The 20,548-nt window shown below is 61.2% G+C and carries 21 protein-coding genes; 5 read left to right on the forward strand and 16 right to left on the reverse strand.

Translation table 11 applies throughout. The annotated features are described in order from the left end of the window. Positions 1 to 10: 10 nt before the first annotated feature. From ACLH0J_RS24195 to ACLH0J_RS24240, 10 genes are all read right to left on the reverse strand, one after another. The gene (locus ACLH0J_RS24195; protein WP_411389373.1) at positions 11 to 1,414 is read right to left on the reverse strand and encodes a 3-oxoacid CoA-transferase; all 1,404 of its coding nucleotides are present in this window, start codon (positions 1,412 to 1,414) and stop codon (positions 11 to 13) included. A gap of 6 nt (positions 1,415 to 1,420) precedes the next feature. Further along, on the reverse strand, positions 1,421 to 1,840 hold the full coding sequence (locus tag ACLH0J_RS24200) for a Zn-ribbon domain-containing OB-fold protein (RefSeq protein ID WP_321356261.1): 420 nt from the start codon (positions 1,838 to 1,840) through the stop codon (positions 1,421 to 1,423). After that, a complete protein-coding gene (locus ACLH0J_RS24205) occupies positions 1,837 to 2,991 on the reverse strand; it encodes a thiolase domain-containing protein (protein WP_411389374.1) in 1,155 nt (384 codons plus the stop codon). The genes ACLH0J_RS24200 and ACLH0J_RS24205 overlap by 4 nt, the downstream gene beginning before the upstream one ends. Positions 2,992 to 3,105: 114 nt before the next feature. After that, positions 3,106 to 3,654, reverse strand: a complete 549-nt coding sequence (locus ACLH0J_RS24210; RefSeq protein WP_321356265.1) for a VOC family protein — start codon at positions 3,652 to 3,654, stop codon at positions 3,106 to 3,108. 36 nt (positions 3,655 to 3,690) lie between these two features. After that, positions 3,691 to 4,245 carry a carboxymuconolactone decarboxylase family protein gene (locus tag ACLH0J_RS24215; protein WP_411389375.1) on the reverse strand — a complete coding sequence of 185 codons (555 nt, stop codon included), beginning with the start codon at positions 4,243 to 4,245 and terminating at the stop codon, positions 3,691 to 3,693. 2 nt (positions 4,246 to 4,247) lie between these two features. Then, entirely contained in the window at positions 4,248 to 5,078 is an 831-nt protein-coding gene (locus ACLH0J_RS24220) for an SDR family NAD(P)-dependent oxidoreductase (RefSeq protein WP_411389376.1), read from the reverse strand. Continuing rightward, positions 5,078 to 5,806 (reverse strand): dienelactone hydrolase family protein, encoded by a 729-nt coding sequence (locus ACLH0J_RS24225; protein WP_411389377.1) that lies wholly within the window; start codon positions 5,804 to 5,806, stop codon positions 5,078 to 5,080. The genes ACLH0J_RS24220 and ACLH0J_RS24225 overlap by 1 nt, the downstream gene beginning before the upstream one ends. Beyond that, positions 5,803 to 6,552, reverse strand: coding sequence for a carboxymuconolactone decarboxylase family protein (locus ACLH0J_RS24230; RefSeq protein WP_411389378.1), 750 nt, complete (start codon positions 6,550 to 6,552; stop codon positions 5,803 to 5,805). Before ACLH0J_RS24230 ends, ACLH0J_RS24225 begins: the two co-directional genes overlap by 4 nt. Positions 6,553 to 6,563: 11 nt before the next feature. Then, the gene (locus ACLH0J_RS24235; protein WP_411389379.1) at positions 6,564 to 7,817 is read right to left on the reverse strand and encodes an acyl-CoA dehydrogenase family protein; all 1,254 of its coding nucleotides are present in this window, start codon (positions 7,815 to 7,817) and stop codon (positions 6,564 to 6,566) included. Beyond that, the gene (locus ACLH0J_RS24240; protein WP_411389380.1) at positions 7,814 to 9,076 is read right to left on the reverse strand and encodes an acyl-CoA dehydrogenase family protein; all 1,263 of its coding nucleotides are present in this window, start codon (positions 9,074 to 9,076) and stop codon (positions 7,814 to 7,816) included. The genes ACLH0J_RS24235 and ACLH0J_RS24240 overlap by 4 nt, the downstream gene beginning before the upstream one ends. 385 nt (positions 9,077 to 9,461) lie before the next feature. Here ACLH0J_RS24240 and ACLH0J_RS24245 point away from each other — a divergent pair, with 385 nt between their 5' ends. Further along, the gene (locus ACLH0J_RS24245; protein ID WP_411389381.1) at positions 9,462 to 10,247 is read left to right on the forward strand and encodes a helix-turn-helix domain-containing protein; all 786 of its coding nucleotides are present in this window, start codon (positions 9,462 to 9,464) and stop codon (positions 10,245 to 10,247) included. Between the two features lie 121 nt (positions 10,248 to 10,368). Here ACLH0J_RS24245 and ACLH0J_RS24250 read toward each other — a convergent pair whose 3' ends face one another. Further along, positions 10,369 to 10,800: an SRPBCC family protein gene (locus ACLH0J_RS24250; protein WP_411389382.1), complete on the reverse strand. Its 432-nt coding sequence runs from the start codon at positions 10,798 to 10,800 to the stop codon at positions 10,369 to 10,371. A gap of 392 nt (positions 10,801 to 11,192) precedes the next feature. On the opposite strand from ACLH0J_RS24250, the gene ACLH0J_RS24255 reads away from it, so the two are divergent. After that, positions 11,193 to 12,734 carry a carbohydrate porin gene (locus ACLH0J_RS24255; protein ID WP_411389383.1) on the forward strand — a complete coding sequence of 514 codons (1,542 nt, stop codon included), beginning with the start codon at positions 11,193 to 11,195 and terminating at the stop codon, positions 12,732 to 12,734. Between the two features lie 130 nt (positions 12,735 to 12,864). Here the strand turns inward: ACLH0J_RS24255 and ACLH0J_RS24260 are convergent, their stop codons facing one another. Genes ACLH0J_RS24260 through ACLH0J_RS24270 form a run of 3 tightly spaced genes read right to left on the reverse strand, consistent with a single transcriptional unit; the run spans position 12,865 to position 16,564 of the window. Next, positions 12,865 to 13,614, reverse strand: a complete 750-nt coding sequence (locus ACLH0J_RS24260) for an arylmalonate decarboxylase (protein WP_411389384.1) — start codon at positions 13,612 to 13,614, stop codon at positions 12,865 to 12,867. Further along, positions 13,592 to 15,103: a bifunctional 3-(3-hydroxy-phenyl)propionate/3-hydroxycinnamic acid hydroxylase gene (locus ACLH0J_RS24265; protein ID WP_411389385.1), complete on the reverse strand. Its 1,512-nt coding sequence runs from the start codon at positions 15,101 to 15,103 to the stop codon at positions 13,592 to 13,594. The genes ACLH0J_RS24260 and ACLH0J_RS24265 overlap by 23 nt, the downstream gene beginning before the upstream one ends. A gap of 48 nt (positions 15,104 to 15,151) precedes the next feature. Next, on the reverse strand, positions 15,152 to 16,564 hold the full coding sequence (locus ACLH0J_RS24270) for an MmgE/PrpD family protein (RefSeq protein WP_411389386.1): 1,413 nt from the start codon (positions 16,562 to 16,564) through the stop codon (positions 15,152 to 15,154). Between the two features lie 430 nt (positions 16,565 to 16,994). On the opposite strand from ACLH0J_RS24270, the gene ACLH0J_RS24275 reads away from it, so the two are divergent. From ACLH0J_RS24275 to ACLH0J_RS24285, 3 genes are all read left to right on the forward strand, one after another. Further along, entirely contained in the window at positions 16,995 to 17,927 is a 933-nt protein-coding gene (locus tag ACLH0J_RS24275) for a fumarylacetoacetate hydrolase family protein (RefSeq protein WP_411389387.1), read from the forward strand. A 124-nt stretch (positions 17,928 to 18,051) separates the two neighbouring features. Next, complete coding sequence (locus ACLH0J_RS24280) at positions 18,052 to 18,831, forward strand: IclR family transcriptional regulator (protein ID WP_411389388.1); 780 nt, start codon at positions 18,052 to 18,054, stop codon at positions 18,829 to 18,831. Positions 18,832 to 18,910: 79 nt separating this feature from the next. Continuing rightward, positions 18,911 to 19,441 (forward strand): carboxymuconolactone decarboxylase family protein, encoded by a 531-nt coding sequence (locus ACLH0J_RS24285; protein WP_411389389.1) that lies wholly within the window; start codon positions 18,911 to 18,913, stop codon positions 19,439 to 19,441. A 121-nt stretch (positions 19,442 to 19,562) separates the two neighbouring features. Here the strand turns inward: ACLH0J_RS24285 and ACLH0J_RS24290 are convergent, their stop codons facing one another. Both ACLH0J_RS24290 and ACLH0J_RS24295 read right to left on the reverse strand, forming a co-directional pair. Beyond that, positions 19,563 to 20,060: a flavin reductase gene (locus ACLH0J_RS24290; protein WP_411389390.1), complete on the reverse strand. Its 498-nt coding sequence runs from the start codon at positions 20,058 to 20,060 to the stop codon at positions 19,563 to 19,565. Then, positions 20,057 to 20,350 (reverse strand): hypothetical protein, encoded by a 294-nt coding sequence (locus tag ACLH0J_RS24295; protein ID WP_411389391.1) that lies wholly within the window; start codon positions 20,348 to 20,350, stop codon positions 20,057 to 20,059. Before ACLH0J_RS24295 ends, ACLH0J_RS24290 begins: the two co-directional genes overlap by 4 nt. Positions 20,351 to 20,548 lie beyond the last annotated feature (198 nt).

Here is a 20,548-nt window from a genome sequence, read left to right on the forward strand (position 1 = left end):
CGGGGTTAGCTCACACCGGCTCGGCGTCGGGCCGCATGACGCGAAGGTCATCGGCGATCAGCAGTTCCATATCGGTCAGTTGCTGGATCTCTTCCACGGAAAAGCCCGGTGCGATTTCTTCAAGGACAAAGCGGTTTCCTCGACGCACCAGCAAGGCCAGGTCCGTCACGATCACATCGACGCACTGCGGAGCGGTGAGCGGGTAGAGGCACTCACGCACGAGCTTGGAGCGGCCCTTGCTGTCACTGTGTTCCATCACGATGATGAGCTTGCTGGCGCCGGCGATCAGGTCCATGGCCCCACCGATGCCACCACCGACCTGACCCGGAACGCTCCAATTGGCGAGGTCGCCGTTCTGCGCCACCTGGTAGGCGCCCAGCAATACGGCCGACAGTTTTCCCGAACGGGCCACTTCGAACGACACCACGCTGTCGAACAACGCACCGCCTGGGCGCATGTCAATAAAGCCGCCGGCGGCATCGAAAAAGTCAGGATCGGGGACACCGGTGTCGTCAAGCAATTCATAGCCCAGCGCCCCGTTCTCGGCATGCAGCGTGATGCTGCGCCCACTGACATGGGAGGCGACTAACGTGGGCAAGCCGGACCCCAGGTTGACGTAACCGTGCTCCGGCAACAGCGCGGCGGCGCGTTGCGCAAACTCCAGCCGCGAGAGCGCCGGCTTGCCGAAGTACTCGCGTCGAGTGTCTGGCGCGCGGCGCCCCAGCGCCCCTTTGGGGACGGCGACCTTCTTGGTGGCAAGCACCACCCGCGCCACAAACACGCCGGGCAAGCCGACTCTTTCCGGCGGGATAGCGCCGACCTCAACAATCTCATCAACCTCCACAATGGCCACGCGTGCGCCCTTGGCGAAGCTCGGATGAAAATGCATGCTGCTGCCGCGAAACTCGACGTTGCCACTCGCATCCGCGCGGAATCCCCGTACCAGCGCATAGTCGACCGGCAGCGCCCGCTCGAGCACATACTCCTTGCCGTCAAACTCGCGCAACTCCTTGCCCTCGGCCAGGCGCGTGCCCACGGTCACCGGGCTATAGAATGCTGGCAAGCCGGCGCCGGCTGCACGCAAGCGCTCCACCAGAATCCCTTGCGGCACCATCTCCAACTGCACGTCGCCGGCAGCGGCGCGTTGCTCCACCAGAGACGCAAGGCCGGGCCGCGCGGAGAAGGACAAAATCACCTTGCTGACCTGGCCATTTTCAAGCAGCAGTTCCGGCCGGTATTCACCCGCCCCCAGGGAGTTGGCCACCACGCAGAGGTCGCGCGCGCCCTGCTCCTTGAGGGCGATCACCAGGCTGTTCGGATAGCTGTGGCCCACGCCGAAGCCGGCAATGGCGACGGATGCGCCGTCGGGAATATCGGCGACAGCGGCCTCGGGAGAAGAAAATATTTTTGTCATGGGGGCTTACTCAGTCAGGAGTGGACGGAATCGCAACAACGCAGCGCTATCGCCGGCATCGCAGAACACGGCGCTCACGGGCTGCCCGATCTGAAGTTGCGTGGCGTCGCAGTCGATGATGTTTGTCATCACGCGCGGGCCTTCGTGAAGATCGACGAAGGCCAGTACATAGGAGGGCGTCTCGCGGTACGCGCCTTCGCCACGGCGCACGATGGTGAAGCTGTAGATCGAACCGCGTCCGCTCGCTTCAAACCATTCGACGCAATCGTGTCCGCATTCCGGGCAGAACTGGCGCGGATACCAAATCACAAAGCTGCACCCCAGGCAGCGCGGCAGCATCAGCCGACCGGCCTTTGTCCCATCCCAGAAAGGTTTGGTTTCCGGCACAACCAGTGGGGCTGGCGCCGGGAGTTCAGAACCACTCATGCATCACCTCGACCAAGAATTAACGTCGCGCTGCACAGGCGTGAGATCCCGCCGCCGGTGCCATGGGCCAAGGCCAGTCGGCAGTTGTCGACCTGCACTTGGGGATGGGCCTCGCCGCGAAGCTGTCGAACGGCCTCAATGATTTTGACCATGCCGCCTTGATAGCCAGGATGGTTGTTGCACAGGCCGCCGCCATCGGTGTTGACCGGAAGGCGTCCACCCACCCGCAACGCGCCGTCCGCCGCGAACGCGCCCCCTTGCCCTTTCTGGCAAAACCCCAGGTCCTCCAGGGTCATCAGCACCGTGATGGTGAAGGAGTCGTAAATGGAGGCGTAGTCGATGTCGGCCGGTGTCACCGCAGCCTCCTCGAACGCCGCGGGCCCCGACCACACGGCGGCGGTGTAGGTCATGTCCAGACGCCCACCCATGGTGTGTTTGATCGCTTCGCCATGCCCCAGGATTTCGACCGATTGACGCTTCAATCCGGCGGCGATTTCCGGCGTCGTGACGATCACGGCGCCGCCGCCATCGGTGACCACGCAGCAATCCATGCGCCGCAGCGGGTCGGCAACGAAAGGCGACGCGAGTACCTCGTCAAGGGTGACGGGTTTGCGCAGCATCGCGTTGGGGTTGAACTGTGCGTGATACGACGCAGCCGCCTTCACTTCCGCCATTTGTCGTGCGGTCGTTCCGTATTCGTGCATGTGCCGCCGTGCGGCCAGTGCATAGATGCCCAGGTTGGTTTCGCCGTAGGGCGCCTCGAAGGCGTACTCGGGGGTGTCCGGCGGCAGCTTTGCGCCGCGGACGATGCCGCGAACCCTTGCACCTTGTGTCACCAAGGCGATACGGCACTTGCCGCTCGCCACGGCAAGCGCGGCGTGGCCGACATGACACAGATAGGAAGAGCCACCGGTAAACGTCGAGTCGGTGTAACGCAGGCGTTTAAGACCGATGTACTCCGCCAGCGAGATGGCGCCGAAGCCGAGTTGGCCGGTGCAGAAAAAACCGTCGATATCCTGCAGTCCCAGCCCCGCGTCGGCGAGCGCGCCAAACGCCACCTCCGCGTGAATCTGCTGGGCCGAGCGATCCGGCAGGTCTCGGCCCGGGTGCTCATAAGCACCTACAATTACCGCCTTTGCATTTAAGCTCACGTAGTACTCCAAGACACATTGCGATCACTACACGTTAATGGCCCCGGTACCGGGCGGCCAGGCACACCGCGCGAGTGTCCGCAGTGTGAACCTGCACGCGTTCGCCCTTTCGATTCACACCGCCGCAGAGGGCTGTGCCTTGGCCGCCTCAAAGCGTTGAGCCAGCTTGAGCCGCCACTGCTCGATGTCCTGAAACCCGGGCTGCCTGCGGCACAACGCTTGCGTTTCGCGACGCAATACGTCTTCGGGTTGATCCAGATCGATCGGTGCGCGAAACGGCTGGTCGACATACCACGGCGTATCGACAAACGCCTCGGCGCGATTGCCTTCGGGGTCGCGGAAGTAAATCGACCACGCCGTGCCATGGGTGATGATGTCGAGGTCTTCGACCTGCTCGCCCTTGAGCGCGGTGCCGATGCGTTTCAATTCAGCCAGGCTCGACAAGCGAAACGAGATCTGATTGATGACGCGCGAGTGGTCGTCGGCCGCCCTGCCGTTGGCGATGACGAACTGGTGATGGACCTCGGGCTCCGAGGTCAGAAAAACAATCGACCGCTCCGGGCCGCGCTTGATATCACTGATCACGAAGCCAAATACGCGCTGATAGAAACCGAGCATGGCGTCGAAATCGCGCACATGAATTCCCACATGTCCCAAGTCCATAGTCTTTAACCTTTTCAGTTGGAGTAACGCGGTTCGTCAGTGACGCACAGGCAGCGGAAACCGCTCCAGGTAGGTCACGAATTCCGGTTCCAGGTCGATCTGAAGCGCCGCCATGATGCGGACCATGCCGTTGTATTCGCCGATGGCGATGAGCAGATCAATGAGCGATTCGGCGTCCAGTGCTTCACTCAATATTGCGAACGTCGCATCACTCAAGCTCAGCCGCTCGGTCATCTCGCGCGCGGCCTGCAACACCGCACGGGCCAGCGGTTCGAGTGTGCTTGGCTGCCCGGCGCTGTCGGCGGCGATGGCCAGGATGTCTGCTTCACTGACACCGAACGACAACGCAACATCGACGTGGTGCGCATACTCGTATTCGCTGCCGGTCGAGTAGCCCACCTGCAAAATGGCCAGTTCGCGCAGACGCGCATTGAGCCTGCTCTCGTGCCGCAGGTACATGCCGGTGCCAGCCACATGCCGGGCGCCGCGCGGGCTGTTGGCGAGCGCGCGGGTGATATTGGATTTCATGCGCGGCATGTCCTGGAATTCAGGGGCCAGGTCTTCTCGGTCGAGATAACGTACGCGGGCCATGATCAGACGCCCTCGCCGACGATCAACGCCAGAGGGTCAAGGCCGGCCCGCGCAAACTCCACGATCTGCTCTTCGTAACCCACTTGCGAACTGATCAAGAACTTCTCTTGCAGCAGCCCCTCGATCAACGTAGATGCCGCGAATTCCGCGGTCGCAGGCTTGCCGCGCCGAGGGTCAACGCCGTCAAGAAACTCGGCCATGCTCGGGATCGCGGTGCCCGAGGTCGTCAGGCTTTGGCCGCCAGGGCGATCCGAGGTGGCCGTGATGCCCGGGCAGAAAACCGACACGCGCACGCCATGGGGTTTCAACGCGTGCGCCAGGCCGTAACTCATGGCCAGTTGCGCACCCTTGGTGGTGGTGTAGGGAATCTGAAAGCGCGTGGGGGGATCGGGCAGGATGGCCAGCGACGACGCGGTGTTGACCAGGTAACCGCTGCCGCGCTTCATCATGGCGGGCAACACGGCGCTGATCATGCGCACGTAGCCCAGCACGTTGACTTGCAGCGCGGTTTCCCAGGCAGCAAAAGGAATGTCCTCGATACGCCCTGCAATGGGCGGCATCGACGCATTGTTGATCAGCACGTCGACCGGGCCGTAGGTGGCGACGACCGTGGCGATCAACGACGCGATGTCCGCATCCTGGGTGACGTCGCAGCGCACGCCTATCGCATCGCCCCCTTCGAGTTGAATCGACTTCGCGACTTCCTCGGCTTTTTCGCCGTTGAGATCGGCGATGACGACGCGACTGCCCAGCAAGGCGAGTTTCTTGGCGGTCATGCGGCCAATACCGGTTGCCGCGCCGGTAATCAGGACGGTCTTATTCGCAAATTCCATCAGTCTTTTCCCATGTCAAAGATCTCATTCAGAAATACGCCCAGCGCCGCCCAGGCACGATGATCGGACGATGCCGAGTAACCGAAGCCGGGGCGCGGGTTGCTACCGGCCTCGGGGCTGGTGAACCCATGGCCGGTGCCGCCATACAGGTGGACTTGCCAATCAACCCCCGCCGCCGCCATTTCCTGCGTGAACGCGGTGATCTGTTCCGTAGGCACCAAGGGGTCGGATGCCCCCGTGCAGACCAGTACCTTGCCCTGGATCCGGTTAGCGGTATTGGCCTGCGTCGGAATCAAGGCGCCATGGAAAACCCCGACCCCCAGGAGCAGTGCCCCCGTGCGCGCCAGCTCCAGCGCACACCAGCCGCCAAAGCAGTAACCGATCACCAGCATGCGCTGCGGGTCCACCTGTGGGACCTGTGCGAGCGCCTGAAGGCTTGCCTGCAGCCGCCGGACCAGTCGTTCGGGCTGGCTTTTGAGTTGATCGATACGCGCGCGCATGGTCGTGGGATCGTCGAACAGCACGCCCTCTCCGTGGACGTCGGCGGCGAGGGCGACGTAGTTCATCCGCGCAAGGGCAGCGGCGCGACGGATCACATGCGACCCGACGCCTGGCGCCTCTGGAAAGATCAGGATGCCGGGCACCTTGCCTTGCACATCCGGGCACGCCAGTTGGCCGCAGAAGCTGAGGCCATCGGCGCTATAACGCAGTGACGTTGTCGTACTCAAGACAGTTTCTCCCACTCGTCGATCAACACCGGAACCGGTAGCACCACCGCATGCACGCCCATGCTGGTGATCAGCTTGCACACGTCCATGATTTCGTCCGGCGTGGCGCCGTTCGCCAGTGCCGCCCGCATGTGTTGCCGCACGCCGGGGCCCGATAGCTGCGTGCACTGGGCGTACGCGGCCAAGGCGATCAGATGACTGTCCTTGGCCGAGAGCAACCCGTTGGTACCTATCGCGGCCTCGGCAAAATCCAACCAGACCGCATAGAACGCAGGATCGACATGGATCGCAGCATCGACCTCGGGCAGGGCTGCGCCCAGCAATTGGAGATGCCGGCTATGCACTGCCTTGACATGCGCCTGATGGTCGCTTGAAGTCAGTGCGCCCGGCACCAGTTCCTCAAGCGCGGCCGCCCCCAGCAGATAGGTCTGAATGCCGACCGTACTGACAATCATCGCCACCGCGATCAGTTCCTCGAGCGAGGCACCCAATTGCCGGGCGAAACGCGCATGCTGCCGCACGCCGCGCTCGAAAAAGTGCGTGGGCGAACAGTTGGTGGCCACATAGATCAACTCCCGCAGTTTCGGCGAAAGACTGCCGCGCTCCGACGTGTAGGCGGACAACTCCAGATACGCCGCCACATAGGCCGGATTGCTGTGCATCAGCCGTTCCCACTCATCGTTCCAATAACCGCGTCGCTGTTTGAAATTCTCCCGGATGCGGGAGGCCGTCGCTTCAGAGGGCATGGTCGCTTTCCTTAGAACGGTGACAGGGGCGCGAAGCCGAAGTGAATACGCGCAAAGTTCACCGCGGTTCGGTCCATCTGCTGGGTGAAGTGCGTGCGTTGAATCGCCAGGTCACGGTAGTAGCGCCCAAACATCGACGTGCTTTGGCCGGTCTGGGTGCCCGCCGTGGTGAAGAGCCGGTCGGCGGCCTCGAATGCCAGGCGTGTCGCCTGCTGCACCATCAGGAATATCCGCCGGTCCTCCTCCTCGGAAAACTCCACCCCCTGCTCCGACTGCGCCGTGCAGGCATCCATGTAGTCCTGCGCCGCCTTGAGCAGCGCGGCGTCGGCGTTGTCCATCAGCGCCTGCGCCACACCGAAGTAGTGTTGAAACTCATGGTGTTCCATGAGCTTGGTCTTGGGTGCGAAGCGCATGGGTTTGTTGCGCAGCAGTTCGTCGTAGAGATCGAGCATGCCCCGTGCGGTGCCCATCAACACGGCCCCGCCCTCGATCATGAAGAACCCGGCCTTGCGCCCGTTGTACATCGGATTGGGATGCACTTTGTCGCCAGCGGCCCCCACCCACATGGCCAGCGGTGCCACGCGGTGCTCGGGCACAAACAGGTTTTCCACCACCACTCGGCGCGAGCCGGTGCCCTGCATGCCGAGCATGTTCCAGTTATCGGTGATCGAATAATCCTGGCGATCAATCAGCATCAGCACCGGCTTGGGCGCGGCGCCTTCCTGCGCGATCAAGCCGCTTGCCATGATGTGGGTTGCAATGTCACAGCCAGAGGCGAAATCCCAGAAACCCGAAACCCGGTACCCACCCGGCACAGGCTGCACCGGTATCGGCGAACCCAGGGACGGGCAACGGTATTCCCCATCGTTGCCGTACGCTTCGATCTGAGCCTGTTCGGAATGATCGGCCAGGATGATGGGGTGGCCCGAGGTCAACGCCAGCACCCAGCCGCTTGAAGGACAGCCGCGTGCGACTTCGCTCATCACCCGGACATAGGTGGTCAGATCGAATTCGTAGCCGCCGAACCGGCGTGGTTGCACCACGCGGTAAAAGCCTGCGTTGATGAACTCCTCGTTGGTTTGCGCCAGCAGTCGACCCTCGGCCTCGGTCGCCGCCTGCCGATCGCGCAAGGTGTGGCGCATCGCGGTGGCACGGCGGATCATCTCCTGCGGCGTCAAGTTGACCTCGGGAACCGGGATGGCGCCGCCAGCCGTCGACGCCGGTTGTGATCTCTGCCGATCACGAGCTTGTTCAGCGTCGATCACGGCTGCTTGCTCCCTTGGCGTTGGTCGCGTTCGGCGAACAATTGTCGAGCCAGATCCGCGGCCTTCAGCTCGAACTGCAAACCGGGGTTGGTGCGCGCCATGGAGATATCGCGGAAGTAGCGCTGCATGCGGGTGCCGTTCTTCGCTGCGGCGCTGGTCGCCGAGGCGCGGTAGAGCATGTCCACGGCCTCGAAAGACAACTGCGCCGCATGCTGCAGCCCGGCTTGCAGACGTTGGTCATCGGAGCGCAGGTAGGTGCGTTTTCCTTCCATGCTCAGGCGGGCCAGGTCCATATATTCCTGTGCTGCACCGACCACTGCGTGACGCGCCGCTTCAAGCTTGCCGAGGGCAATCCCATAAGGGCGCTGGTAATCCGGGTGTTCCGATTGCAGCACTGCGTTAGGACCAAAAGCCTTGCGGGCACGAATGATGTTCTCGTACTCATCCAGCGCGGCAAAGCCAACGCCCACCATGATCGAGCTGATCTCGGTCTGGAAAAAACCCAACGTGCCGCCGGCGTACATCGGGTTGCCATGCAACCGCGCCCCTTCGGTACCTTGGGAGATATTCGGCGCGAAGAAATCCTCGCGCACCAGGAAGTGTTCCGGAATCCAGGCGCTGTGCATCTCCACGCTGTTGGAACCACTGGCGCGCATGCCGATAAAGTCGCCCCAGTTGTCGAGCATCTTCCATTCCGAACGCGGTACCAACGCCACCGCTGCCTGCGGCGCGCCGCCTTCCTCAATGACTCTGACCCCGACCATCACGTGGGTTGAGTACGGGACTCCGGAGCAATAATCCCAGGTACCTTCCAGGCGCCAGCCACCATCGGCACGAGTGGCGGTGCCCGAAGGAATGGCGCGTGCCGCTGCAGCGAAGTGCCCATCGACGCCAAACGCTTCGGTCTGCGCACGCTCGCCAAACAGTTGCGCCACATTCAATGCATGCCCCGCCGACAATGCCAGGCACCAGGCACTCCCCGGACAGCCACGTGCAACTTCCATGACCATGCGCGCGAACGTCGGCACGTCGAATTCGTATCCGCCATAACGTTGCGGCTGCAAGGTCCGATAAAAGCCTGCCTCCTCAAACGCTTTGTGCATTTGCGGCGAATAGGTTCCGCGCTCTTCCGCGGCGGCCTGCCCCTCCAGCAACGCCGGGCGCAATGCCACCGCCCGCGCGATCAATGTTTCGGCAGTCAAGCCGGGCTCAGGCGGCGCCATGTTACCGGCCATGTTTTTCTTAAGCGTACTGACCATCGGTATCTCCTTAGCAATCTTCTATGGATAGCTACTATGAGAACCCACAGTAGTCCTCCCGGATCAGGCGGAACAAGACGCGGTTGATGGCTGTCCGGCCTGTGTATCTGAGGCCCAAACCGGCAGGCGCGATGTCGGCCGACAGGCGCGCAGGCACGCCGGGCGGCGTGGCGCCGGCACAGCCCCAACCTGCGACTCTGCAGCGAGGCCTTTTGCACACTCACATCACCCTGGCCGCCGGGCGGCGCGTCGATTTACCCAGGCGTGTTTGGTGTATAACCTTGATCGTTGAGGAGGGTGAAACACGGCACGCCGCGCGCCCCCTTCAATGGCTACTTCATCCCGCACACAAAAAATCGACCATAACGAACGCCGGGAAACGCTCATGACTTATAAGACGATTTGTTCGTTGGACCGAGGGCTCAAAGTGCTTGAGTACCTCAATACGGTTCGCGCCTCCACCGTGCACGAGATCGCTCTCGAACTCCAACTTCCACGCCCCACCGTGTACCGCATCCTCGAAACCCTGGAAGACCGCGGGCTGCTCTATCGCAGTGTGTCCGACAGCGTATTTCGCCTGACCGACGCGGTGCGCCAGTTGAGCGCAGGGTTTACCGATGAAGAGTGGATTCGCACCCTCGGGGCGCCGCTGCTGCAGCGCCTGGGCGAGAAGGTATTGTGGCCCACCGATCTGGCGACCTTTGAACGCGATGCGATGATCATTCGGGAAAGCACCCATAGCTTCAGCCCCTTCTCAGTCGACGTGGGGATGATCGGACGCAAACGCCACCTGCTGAAAAGCCCGCTTGGGCGCGCATACCTCGCGTTTTGTCCCGAGGACGAGCGTGAGGATATTCTTGCCTCACTGCGCCGCTCGCAGGATCCGGATAACGCCTTGAGCCGCGACGAAGCGTTCCTGCAAAAAATGATCAGCAGCTCGCATGCCAATGGCTACAGCAACTGCCGCGACCTGGAGCATCCCAAGTGCGCCAGCATCGCCGTCCCCATCCTGTACAAACAGAGCGTGATCGCCTGTATCAACATTGTGTGGGTGGCCGCGACGATTGATTACGATGAGGTGGTCAGCCGTTACCTGCCTGACCTCTTGCAGACCAAGCTCGACATGGAAGCCGGCCTGATAAAGATGGGTTTCGAGCGCTCGCGGGGTTAACCGCGAGTTCCACCGCAACACACTGGAAGCACCGTCACATCGACCCGATATGACCTTTGATCCACCCGCGAACACAGGGACGTTCGCGGGGACGGATCGTCACTCCGTGCGTGCGTTTTTTTCAGCTACCGAACTGCGTCTTCAGACCTCCCAGTGCGCCATCGATATCCGCGCCGATACCTTTGGGGGCCAACTCCACCATGGGCGCAGGAACATCCGCTTCAATGGTATAGGTGACGTCGGCGCCCGAGCCGTCGGCGACCACGACAAAGGTTGCATCCAGGCTCTTGATCGGCGGTGCACCCGGTGGGGTTTCCTGGCCGGGAACGAGTTCGTAGGTCAACGTCTTCGACTCATCGCTCAGATGCTTGATGCGATCGAGCATGGTGTTGCCACGCTTGAATAACACCTTGCGATCGCCATTGGGCAGCATCTCCACCGAATTGATATGGGGCTGCCAGGCGGCGAAGCCGGCAAAGTCCTTAACGAATTCCCAGACATCCGACGCGCCAGCTTTCAATTTGACACTTTTGCTCACTGTGACAATCGTCATCGCTACTTCCTCTCTCGGTGGACAGACTGCGGCAGGCAGCCGCATACGCTAATTGGCAGTCGCTATTGTTGTTGAGCTCAGGCAACTGCCGTAGACCTTCTAAACGTGCAATACGTCTCGGAGTCTATCGTGTGCCACGCGCGCATGATCGTATGTTCTGGCGAGTGTCCGCTGGGTGTACCGATCACCCGATTGCCGTATCCGGCGCCAGGTTCCAAACGCATCGCACGCCCCCTCCTCTATTGGCAACCGCCCCCCATTGTGTCTTCAGCCGCTTGCCGGTCCGCGCCCGTACACCCAGCGGACAGCAACCAGGTGTTGGGTTAACTCCATAGGGTCGCTCGTTATGCTTCGGCGCGTTGACTCAACAATAAATACAATGGAGGAAACACATGAAATGCGTCATCAATGTCACGCGTGCCAAAACGATTGTCTTCGCACTGGGATTCTCAGCCCTTACCGCGACCGCTGCCGACTCAGGTCAGCAGACGCCAATGGCTTCGACCGATGCAACAACTAGCACACTGGATGCGAGCACTTCAGTCGCCGCCAACAGCTCAATCGACCCCACCAAAAAACTCATCAGAGGCGTCTTCCTGCAAGCCCAGACTGAAACCGGGCAGAACCCACCAGGTGTCGCGAGCGTCAGCGTACGACCTCCGGCCGATATTCCCCCACCCACCCGCAAGGGGCCGCTCAGCGAGTTAGGCGATGAACTTGAAAAGCAGGGATTCACGTTCGGTCTGTTCTTTACCAATGGCTATTTCACCAACCCTACGGCGGGTATCAAACCGGGCAGTTCCATGGACTCCCCGGCATTGTTCATGTCGGCCAACGCCGATCTGACCAAGCTCCTAGGGGTTCCCAATACACAACTGCACATCACGGAGGCGTGGGAACCGCTGTCTCAAAACAACGGCGATTACTCCTATAAAGTCGGCTCTTCCCTTGCGCCCTTTCCCGCGACAACCACAAGTTCAAACCTGGTCAAGCTGACACTGTCCCACGACCTCTTTGATAAACAGCTTCACCTTGAATATGGCCGCATGAACCTGGGCGATGATTTCATGGTCGCGACAATGTGCGCCGGATGCATCACATCGACACCGCTGATCACGGTGGGCGTACCGCCCTTCGATAAATCACTTTGGGGGGCACGAGTCGCCTACAAACTATCGCCCCATACTCGCCTGGGATTGGGCGTGACCGAGGACAATTACGGCCTTTTCAGCCAGTCATCCGGATGGGATTGGATCTCTGACACCCGCAAAGGCTGGATATGGCTGGGGAATATGACGTACACCAGCGACTTCTCCGACAGCCGATATCCACTGAACGCTGAAGTCGGTGTGTACCACAACACCAGTCCGTACACGGATGACCTGTACAACAAGGACGGCTCGACGCAATCGCAGAACCCCTTTGGCACCGCAGTGACCCATGACAGCGGCACCTCGGGCTTTTACGGCCAGGCCAGAAAGGTGCTCTGGACCAAAGCCGACGCGGACGGCATCGTTCCACCTAACGTTGCGGTGTACGGGGGCGCATTTGTCACCCCAGGCTCCGGTCAGTCATTTCCCCTCGAGCTGTACGCCGGTACCGAATATGGTGGCTTTATCAAAGGTAACCCGGCGGCACTGGTGGGCTCGACTGTGCGCTATCTACAGCTGAGCAAGGGACGCGCTTTAAACGAGCAACAGACCAGCGCGGCAAGCGGCTGGGGCGACGATAAGGTTCACCGAGACACGTTCACGTTTGACGTGCACGGTCAGTACGGCGTCGCCCCCGGCGTGCTGGCCAACGCCTCGGCCCAGTACTTTCTGAATCCGAACAGACAAGGTCCAAACGCCTTGGTTGGACCGACTCAAAGCGGCTGGTTGTTCGCCCTGACGTTCGTCATCGACATTGGCCGTATCAGTGGTCTGTCCAGATAAAAACCCTCGACGCTTACTCCGGCAGCACTCGCGTGCGCCGGAGTTCGGGCCGATCGATCGTCGGCAGATAAACCGTTCAACCCCTTGATTGTCGCGCCGGGCCTCATTGGCCCGGACGCGCTTCAGACCGTCAGGCCATTTCGAATAACTTGCCAAACCCGTGCACAGGCTCAGTCCGCCCCAGCAGGCGCAGGCAGTGCCACAACATCGCTTGATTGCTCGTCACGACCGGCCGCCCCAACTCAGTCTCCAATGTGTCGATGATCGACGACACGTTGATTGCCGTGCAGCTGAGAAAGTAAATATCGGTGGAGTCGTCTCGATAGCTGCGCGCGAGTTCAAGCCATTTGGCTGGCGGCACCGCGGCCATGCTCGTGCCTTCCAGCAGACCCAATCCAACCTGGCTCAGCACCTCATACCCAAAATGCTTGAGATACTCGACCTCACGCAGATTCACCTCCTCGATATAGGGCGTGATCAGGACAATGCGCTTGGCCCGCAGCACCTTGAAGGCGGCCAGCAACGCATCCGAGGTCGCCGTCGCCGGACAACCGCTGGCGTCAGTAATCCGCACAGATAGCTGTTCACCCATGCGCGGATCAAACGTCGAGACCGCCGTGCAGTTGAACACGATCAAGTCCACGGCCGCGTCGGCCAGCAGGCTGCTGGCTTCTTCGATCTTGTCGGTCATCCCCAGCAGCGCGGCCTTTGACGAGCCGGCCAGTTTCAAGCGGGTCGTCAATACGTTAACGCCCGGTGGCAGCATTCGTTGAATCTCGGGTTCGGCCATGGCGTTACTCGAGGGCAACAGCATGCCAATTTTCAGCGGCGCCGCCAGAGCGGCTACCGGTGATGTTTCAGGTACGGCGTGCGTGCTCATTTTCGTTTCCTCCGGGGAGATAGGTTGATACGTGCTCCAACGCCTCGACACTATTGGCAACCGCCAGGATGTACCGATCAGGGCGAATGATGACCGCCCCGGCATTCAGTTCGTCCAGGCATTGCTGCGCCTCGTCCGGCAGGCGTACGACGCCATTGATGTCCCACAGCATCCTGGTGCCCGGTGACACTGCATCCAGCAACTGGCGATCACCGATGACCGCGAAGTTCGAGCCCACGAATTCATCGAGGGGCACGCCGGATTCGAGTATCGGCTGCGCGAAGATAAAGCCTGCAGAAACGTCTTCGGCGCGATGCAGTCCCGCCCCGAGCCGAGGCACGAGGGAGCTCATTTTTCGCGGTCCCTGGCCGAGCTTGGCATCCCTTTCCCGGGCTTGTTCGGGGTCGATGGTCTGGATGATCCCGCCGACTTCGATCGCGTGTTCGATGGTCGCGCGAACGTGTGCGGACCGTTCCTGTTCATAGGTGTCGAGCAGGTCCGCCGATGCGCGCCCCTTGATCACCCAGTCCAGCTTCCAGGCCAGGTTGGCGGCGTCCCGCAGACCGGCACACAAGCCTTGACCAAGAAACGGAGGCATCTGGTGAGCGGCATCGCCAGCCAGCATTACCCGCGAGCGCCGCCACGGATGGGCAATCACCCCATGGAACATATAAGTCACGGCGCGTTCGATTTGCGCGTCAGCGGGAACCAGCCACGGTGACAACAACCCCCAGACACCTTCAGGCGACGTAAGGGCCTCGATGTCATCGCCCGGCATGACCATGAATTCCCAGCGGCGCCGCTGGCCAACGCATCGCATGTAGGTCGTGGGCCGCTGGGGATCGCAGAATTGAACGGTACCGTCGGTGAGGCCCTCGACTTCCCGATTCATGATCAGGTCGACCACCAGCCATTTTTCGTGGCTGCCCAAGTCTTCCAGAGGCACGTCGAGGAGGCCGCGCACCGGCGATCGGCCGCCATCGCAGCCAATCAAATACTGGCCGTTGACGACCTCTGGCGTGGTCTTGCCTCGCGCGATGAATTGCGCCTGCACCCCGTCTTCCGATTGCACCACGGACAACAGTTCGCATCCGGTCCTGAGGTTCACGTGCGCAAAGCGATCGAGCCCTTTTCGCAACACGGCTTCCAGCGCGGGCTGGTGAAACCGATAGCTGGGGTGCCAGTTGTGCGGGCCGACGGTGTCCGGCCTGGGCCAACTCAAAATCACCTCGCGATTGAGGTTCACAAAGGTCATGCCGGGGTTCACATGGGTGAACGGCAGCGCCTCTTCGGCCAGGCCGATCGACTGCAACACGCGCATGATTTCACCATCGAAATGCGTCGCGCGCGGCAGTGGAAAAGTCTCGTCGATGGCTTCGATCACCGTCACCGAGAGCCCAAAGGTCCCGAGCAGATTGGCGAGCGTGGCTCCCGTAGGCCCGAGTCCAACAATAATGACGTCTGAATAATTACTCATGACAATGCTCATGATGGGGGTTGATCCAGAGGGCTTAGCGCTCCTGTAAAGCGAGCCCCGTTAGTTGCGAGGGTGAGTCAATTGCAGCGAATCCCGTTGCGACTCGCGTCGGTCGATGTCCACGAGGTGGTTCCACACGCTGGCGCGAGCGTGCGCCGAGTCCGGAGCCGCCAGGCAGAGGTTCTCGATCTCCAGGGCCGTGCTCGGCTCGAGCACGTCCCTGGACAGCCGGCGAAACTTTTGTCTCGCCTCGTCGATGTGAAAGGGCCGTTGCGGATCGCCCCAGGCATGAATGATCGTCTGGCTGGCGATGATCCGCTCGCCGATGAGCAGCTCCACCACCGCCGGATAAGCGTGCGGTGTCGCCGCTTGCAGTTGCTCGTCGGCCACCACTTCAACCTTGTCGGCAAGCCGCGTCATCTCAACCCCGCGATGGGCCTTCGCACGCTCGACCTCCAGCAGCTCATCGGGCATCACGCCCACCAGCGCAAGGTTGTAGGCGCAACTGGTGACACGGGACAGCCGGCCGATCTCCACGTCGTAATGCGCCACCATGTTCGCGTGTGAAGGCGGCAAGCGAACGCGCACCGCCGTCAGCGACGCGTGGTCGATACCTTGGTCAAGCAACTGCCGGAACCCGAACATTGCGGCGATGTTGTGCTTCGCCGCGCAGTAAGGCTTGATGCTCGTTTCCAGGATCGCGGGACGGCCCTGCAAGATACTCGCGATGCGTTCGTGGGAGAGGGTGAGCCCGCGCATCGGCGAGGCCTGATCATTCTCAAGCAGGCCACGGTCGCCGGTGAAGCCCGCGGCGGCACTCATGGCCGCGGCGCAACCGGTTCGGGCCGCCATCCCGAACAGCAGCCATCGGGCCGAAGTTCCCCGCCCCGATGTAACCCCGGCACTCGCATTGCCCCCCGGTCGGCCGTTGGACGAGGTCAGCGCAATCGCCAGCGCGTGGGCCGTCTGCTCCGCGTCCAGGTTGAAGAGCTTCGCCGTGATGGCCGCCGCCGTGACCGGCGCGAGCAGCAGGCTCGGCCAAACGCCCTGGTGCAATATGTTCGGGCCCGACACCGCCTCCCCCAGTCCGGTCATCACTTCATAGCCCACGTGAACCGCTTCGGCGAAACGCGCCGCGCCAAGCAAACCGCGCGGCAGGTTCGCAGCCAGGGTCAACGCGGTCATGACCACCAGCGCACCCGGCGTGGTGCACGAGGCCATGTGGATAGCGTCGACCTCGGTCAATCGTGCCGTGGCCGTAAACAGCCCTACGGCATCGAGCGTCGACGAATTGAACGGCGCATGCTCCCCTCGCAGCCCATTGAGGAGCCGTCCCTCGCGGGTTGCGCGCCCGGCAATCCAGGCACCCACGGTATCGAGCACATGCACCGAGAGCGTTTGCGCGGCAGATTCCATTGCGTCGCTGCAAGGCCCTGCGGCGATCCGTTGAGCAAGCGTATCAATGAGGGTCATCGAGAACATTCCTGGGCCGGCGTAGACGCCTGCGGTCACTGGGGCCTGCGGCGCAGCGGCCTCTTCTGCCTGTCGCGGCGCCGCACGTGCGCATGGCGCGCTGGAGCAAAACGTAGCACATGCAAAATAAAAACATCAATCAAATCTTGAATTATGAGAATTGGCTAAATTTAAAATAAATCATGAAAATCGCTATAAAAGCCTGATAAATATGAATTTAACTTTATATATACGAATAAATCGCACTCAAAACAGAATTTATGTTTTACGATCAAATCTCACAGTGATAGATTCAATCAAAACAAAACCGCAACAGCCCGTTTGGCGGCCAACGAGGTCCACGTGATCACACAGACGCTCAGCCAGCCTCCAAACCTCAAGCCTTTGCGGGTCCCGCGTCCAATGCCTCATCAACCAGAGACTACCGCCAATGAAACTTGCGTTCTTCGACTCCTACAGACTCGGCCTGATCGTCGACGACTCGATCGTGGACATTTCGTCATTGATCAGTGGATTTCCCTACGCCAACCCCAACGATGCAATGGTTCATCTGATTGAGCGGTTCGATGAATACAAGGACGCACTGGAGAAGGCGCAACGCCTGGGGCAACGCATCAGCCTGTCTGGCGTTCGGCTGCGGGCACCGCTGCCCAAGCCGGGCAACATCGTCTGCATGGCGGTCAATTACATGGAAGACGGCACCCTGGCGGAGCCGCCACTGATCAATGCATTTCACAAGGCATCCTCCTGTGTGATCGGGCCGGGAGACACCCTGGAACTGCCCGATATCCCGGCGGTCGTCTTCGAAGCGGAAGCGGAACTCGCGATCATTATCGGACGCCGGGCCGACAAGGTCGCGGCGGCGGACTGGCGCGACTATGTGTTCGGCTACACCAATTTCATGGACGGCTCGGCCCGGGGAATGAAGCCGGAAAAGAACAGTTTCTTCCAGGCAAAATCGAGGAACACCTTCGCCCCGATGGGCCCGTGGATCGTCACCGAGGACGAGATCGCCGACCCGCAGAACCTGGACATCGCCATGAACCTCAATGGCCAACCCCGGCAACGTTTCAACACCAATGACATGGCCCACAGCATCGCAAAAAGCATTGAGTGGCTAAGCCATATCCACCCGCTCGAACCCGGGGACATCATCGCGACGGGTACCAACCATCGCGGCCTTGGCGCCATTCAGGACGGCGACGTCCTCGAACTCTCGGTCGAAGGCCTCGGCACGCTGTCGGTCAACGTCAAAGACGACCTGCGTCGAACCTGGTCGAACGAAACGCGCCTGCAAAGGCAAACCCGGGGACTGAACGCGCTCTCTGCGCAACTGACCGGCAAATATGCCGCCAGCCAATAGAACGCGTGCCGTTGCAGGCCCGCAGGCGCCCAGGTGGAAGCCTGCGGGCGCTGCGCCGTTTGCTTGCACGCTCAACCTACGCTGACTACCATGCTGGCGTCCTAACCTCCCTCTGAAGCGCCCAATGTCCAGCCTAACTAAGATGCTGTCGATGCTCGACTTTTTCTCGATCGACAAGGCCACCTGGTCCCCCGAGGATTTGATCGCCGAAACAGGCCTGTCCCGGCCGACGGGATACCGTTATCTCAAGGAACTGTGCGACTCAGGCCTTCTCAGGCGCGCGGAGGGCGGTTATTCGCTAGGGCCGCGAATCATCGAGATGGACTACTACATCCGTCAAAGCGACAGGCTTTTGATCGCCTGCCAACCGGTGATGAGCCGATTGGCACAGGAGACCGGCTGCAACATTTTGCTCGCCAGCATCTATGGTGTGCGCATCCTGGCCGTTCACCAGGAGCAGGGAGAACTGGCGTGCCCCGTCGCATATGGGCGGGGCCGCCCCATGCCGCTCTTTCGCGGCGGCGGATCGAAAGTCATCCTCGCGGCGCTCTCGCCAGCCAGGCACAAGCGCCTCTATGAAAGCTACGCGGCGCAAATCGCCGAGGCGGGCCTTGGCGACACATGGAAAGCGTTCCGAGCCCACATGCTCAAGATCCAGCATGAGGGACACGTCATCTCGGTGGGCGAACTGGATCCCGACGCCGCCGGCGCCGCCGTTCCGCTGTACACAGGTACATCACTGGAACCGGCTGCGTTGATTCTGGTGACGACCCGCTCGCGCTTCGCCCTCACCGATCAAGCCAGACTGATCGAGCTGATGAAGAACAGCGCCCGACAGATTGAACTGGCCTCATCACGCGACAGCGCACCGGGCCTCGTGGGCCAACATCACCCCGTGCCATGAACCGGCGCTGACGAATATCGACACTCCAGACAACTGCACCCCGATGCTCGGCGCGTCGCCGACCCAACAGAGGTTTCTCATGAGTCAGATTCGAGTTCCCGTTGTCACGCCAGGTACAAGACCCGAGCTCGCCGAGCTTGAGGACAGAATCAAAAAGCAACGTGGTGGCCATGTTTCCTTGCTCTACCAGGTACTGCTCAATAGCGCCCCGATTGCCAGCGGCTGGGAACAGATGCTGTCGGCGGTTCGCAACCACAGCTCGATCCCGGCCGACTTGCGCGAGCTCGCGATTCTGAGAGTCGCCGTGCTCAACCGAGCCACCTATGAATTCGAGGCGCACGTGCCGCACGCGCTCAGCGCTGGCGTGTGTGAGCACGCCATCGAAAGCCTGCGCACCGCCGATGGGTTCGACGCCACACTGTTCAACGAGAATCAGGCCCTCGTGCTCGAACTCACGGACAAGATGACGCAAGAAGTGGCCGTGCCGGACGCCTTGATGGCGCGTGTGAACGCGCGGTTCAACCCACAGGAAGTCGTGGAGTTGGTCGCGACGATTGCCGCCTACAACATGGTCTCCCGATTCCTCGTGGCACTTGCGATTGCCCACTGACCCGCCTGCGGCGAATGTCATTTCGCCGCTTACTTACTCTGGATAAGGGGGGGCCCTGGGCAGATCAGTGTTTAGCCAAACACCTGGTCGCCCGCACAGGGGGCGAGGCGCCCAGGCCCACTCATTCCTCTCGCCGGTGTGCCGCGATCGGGTGGTACTTGCGAGCGTAATAAGCCAGGCCTGAGTGGACTTGCGGCTCTACCCGCACCGACACGATGCCACACAGGAAAATGCTGTGAGTGCCCGCCTCGATGGTCTGCACGATGCGCGCATCGAAGTTGACCAACGCATTTTCCAGCGCGGGTGCGCCCGTTTCCAGCACGCTCCAGCGATCGATCTGGAAGCGCTCCTGCACCGTCGCCGCGCCGGAAAACGTTCTGGAGATGGTCTCCTGGTCGGCAGTGAGCACATTGACGCACAAGACGCCATTGCTGCTGAAAACGTTGTGCTGGCGACTGTTGCGATTCATGCACACCAGCAGCATCGGTGGGTCGTCCGTCACACTGCAGACGGCGGACGCCGTGAAACCGCCCTGGCCGGCGGGACCATCGGTGGTAATGACGGTGACTGCGCCGATGAGGCGAGACATGCCGTCACGAAAGCTGAGTGGATCGATCATTTGGAGCCCCGCAATGCTGGATGGGAACACAGGAAAGGTTCGTTATTGAAAACGCAACGATCCATATCGAGCGGCGTTTTCGCCCTGGCTGGAACAGCCTCACGCGAAAAGAAGATCACCCCACTGTCATCCTCCACCGAAAGGCCTGCGGCAAAAAAAGACAGCGGCTCATCGTTGAACAGCGACTGTGGCGCTTTATCGCCCAGGCGCAATGTCAGTGTGGCGACTGCGCGCGCGATCCAGACACCGAATCGCTGCGGACCTCCAACGTCAAAACTCAGGAGCTTCATCGTCTCGTTTCTCTCTTATTAGGGTTTCAGCAATGGCTGCGATGCAACGCATCGGCCAGGCCCACTCGGGCAAAATCAGACTAGTGCCCACGCAGGCCACCCAACAAGCACGCCACTGGTTCTGTCCGTTCTGTGTATCAAGCCGCCGTCCGGCACACGGATCGGCAGCCGTCGATTTCAACCGTTCGCATCAATCGC

Source organism: Pseudomonas sp. MPB23 (assembly GCF_046605395.1).
In the GTDB taxonomy this organism is placed as follows: domain Bacteria; phylum Pseudomonadota; class Gammaproteobacteria; order Pseudomonadales; family Pseudomonadaceae; genus Aquipseudomonas.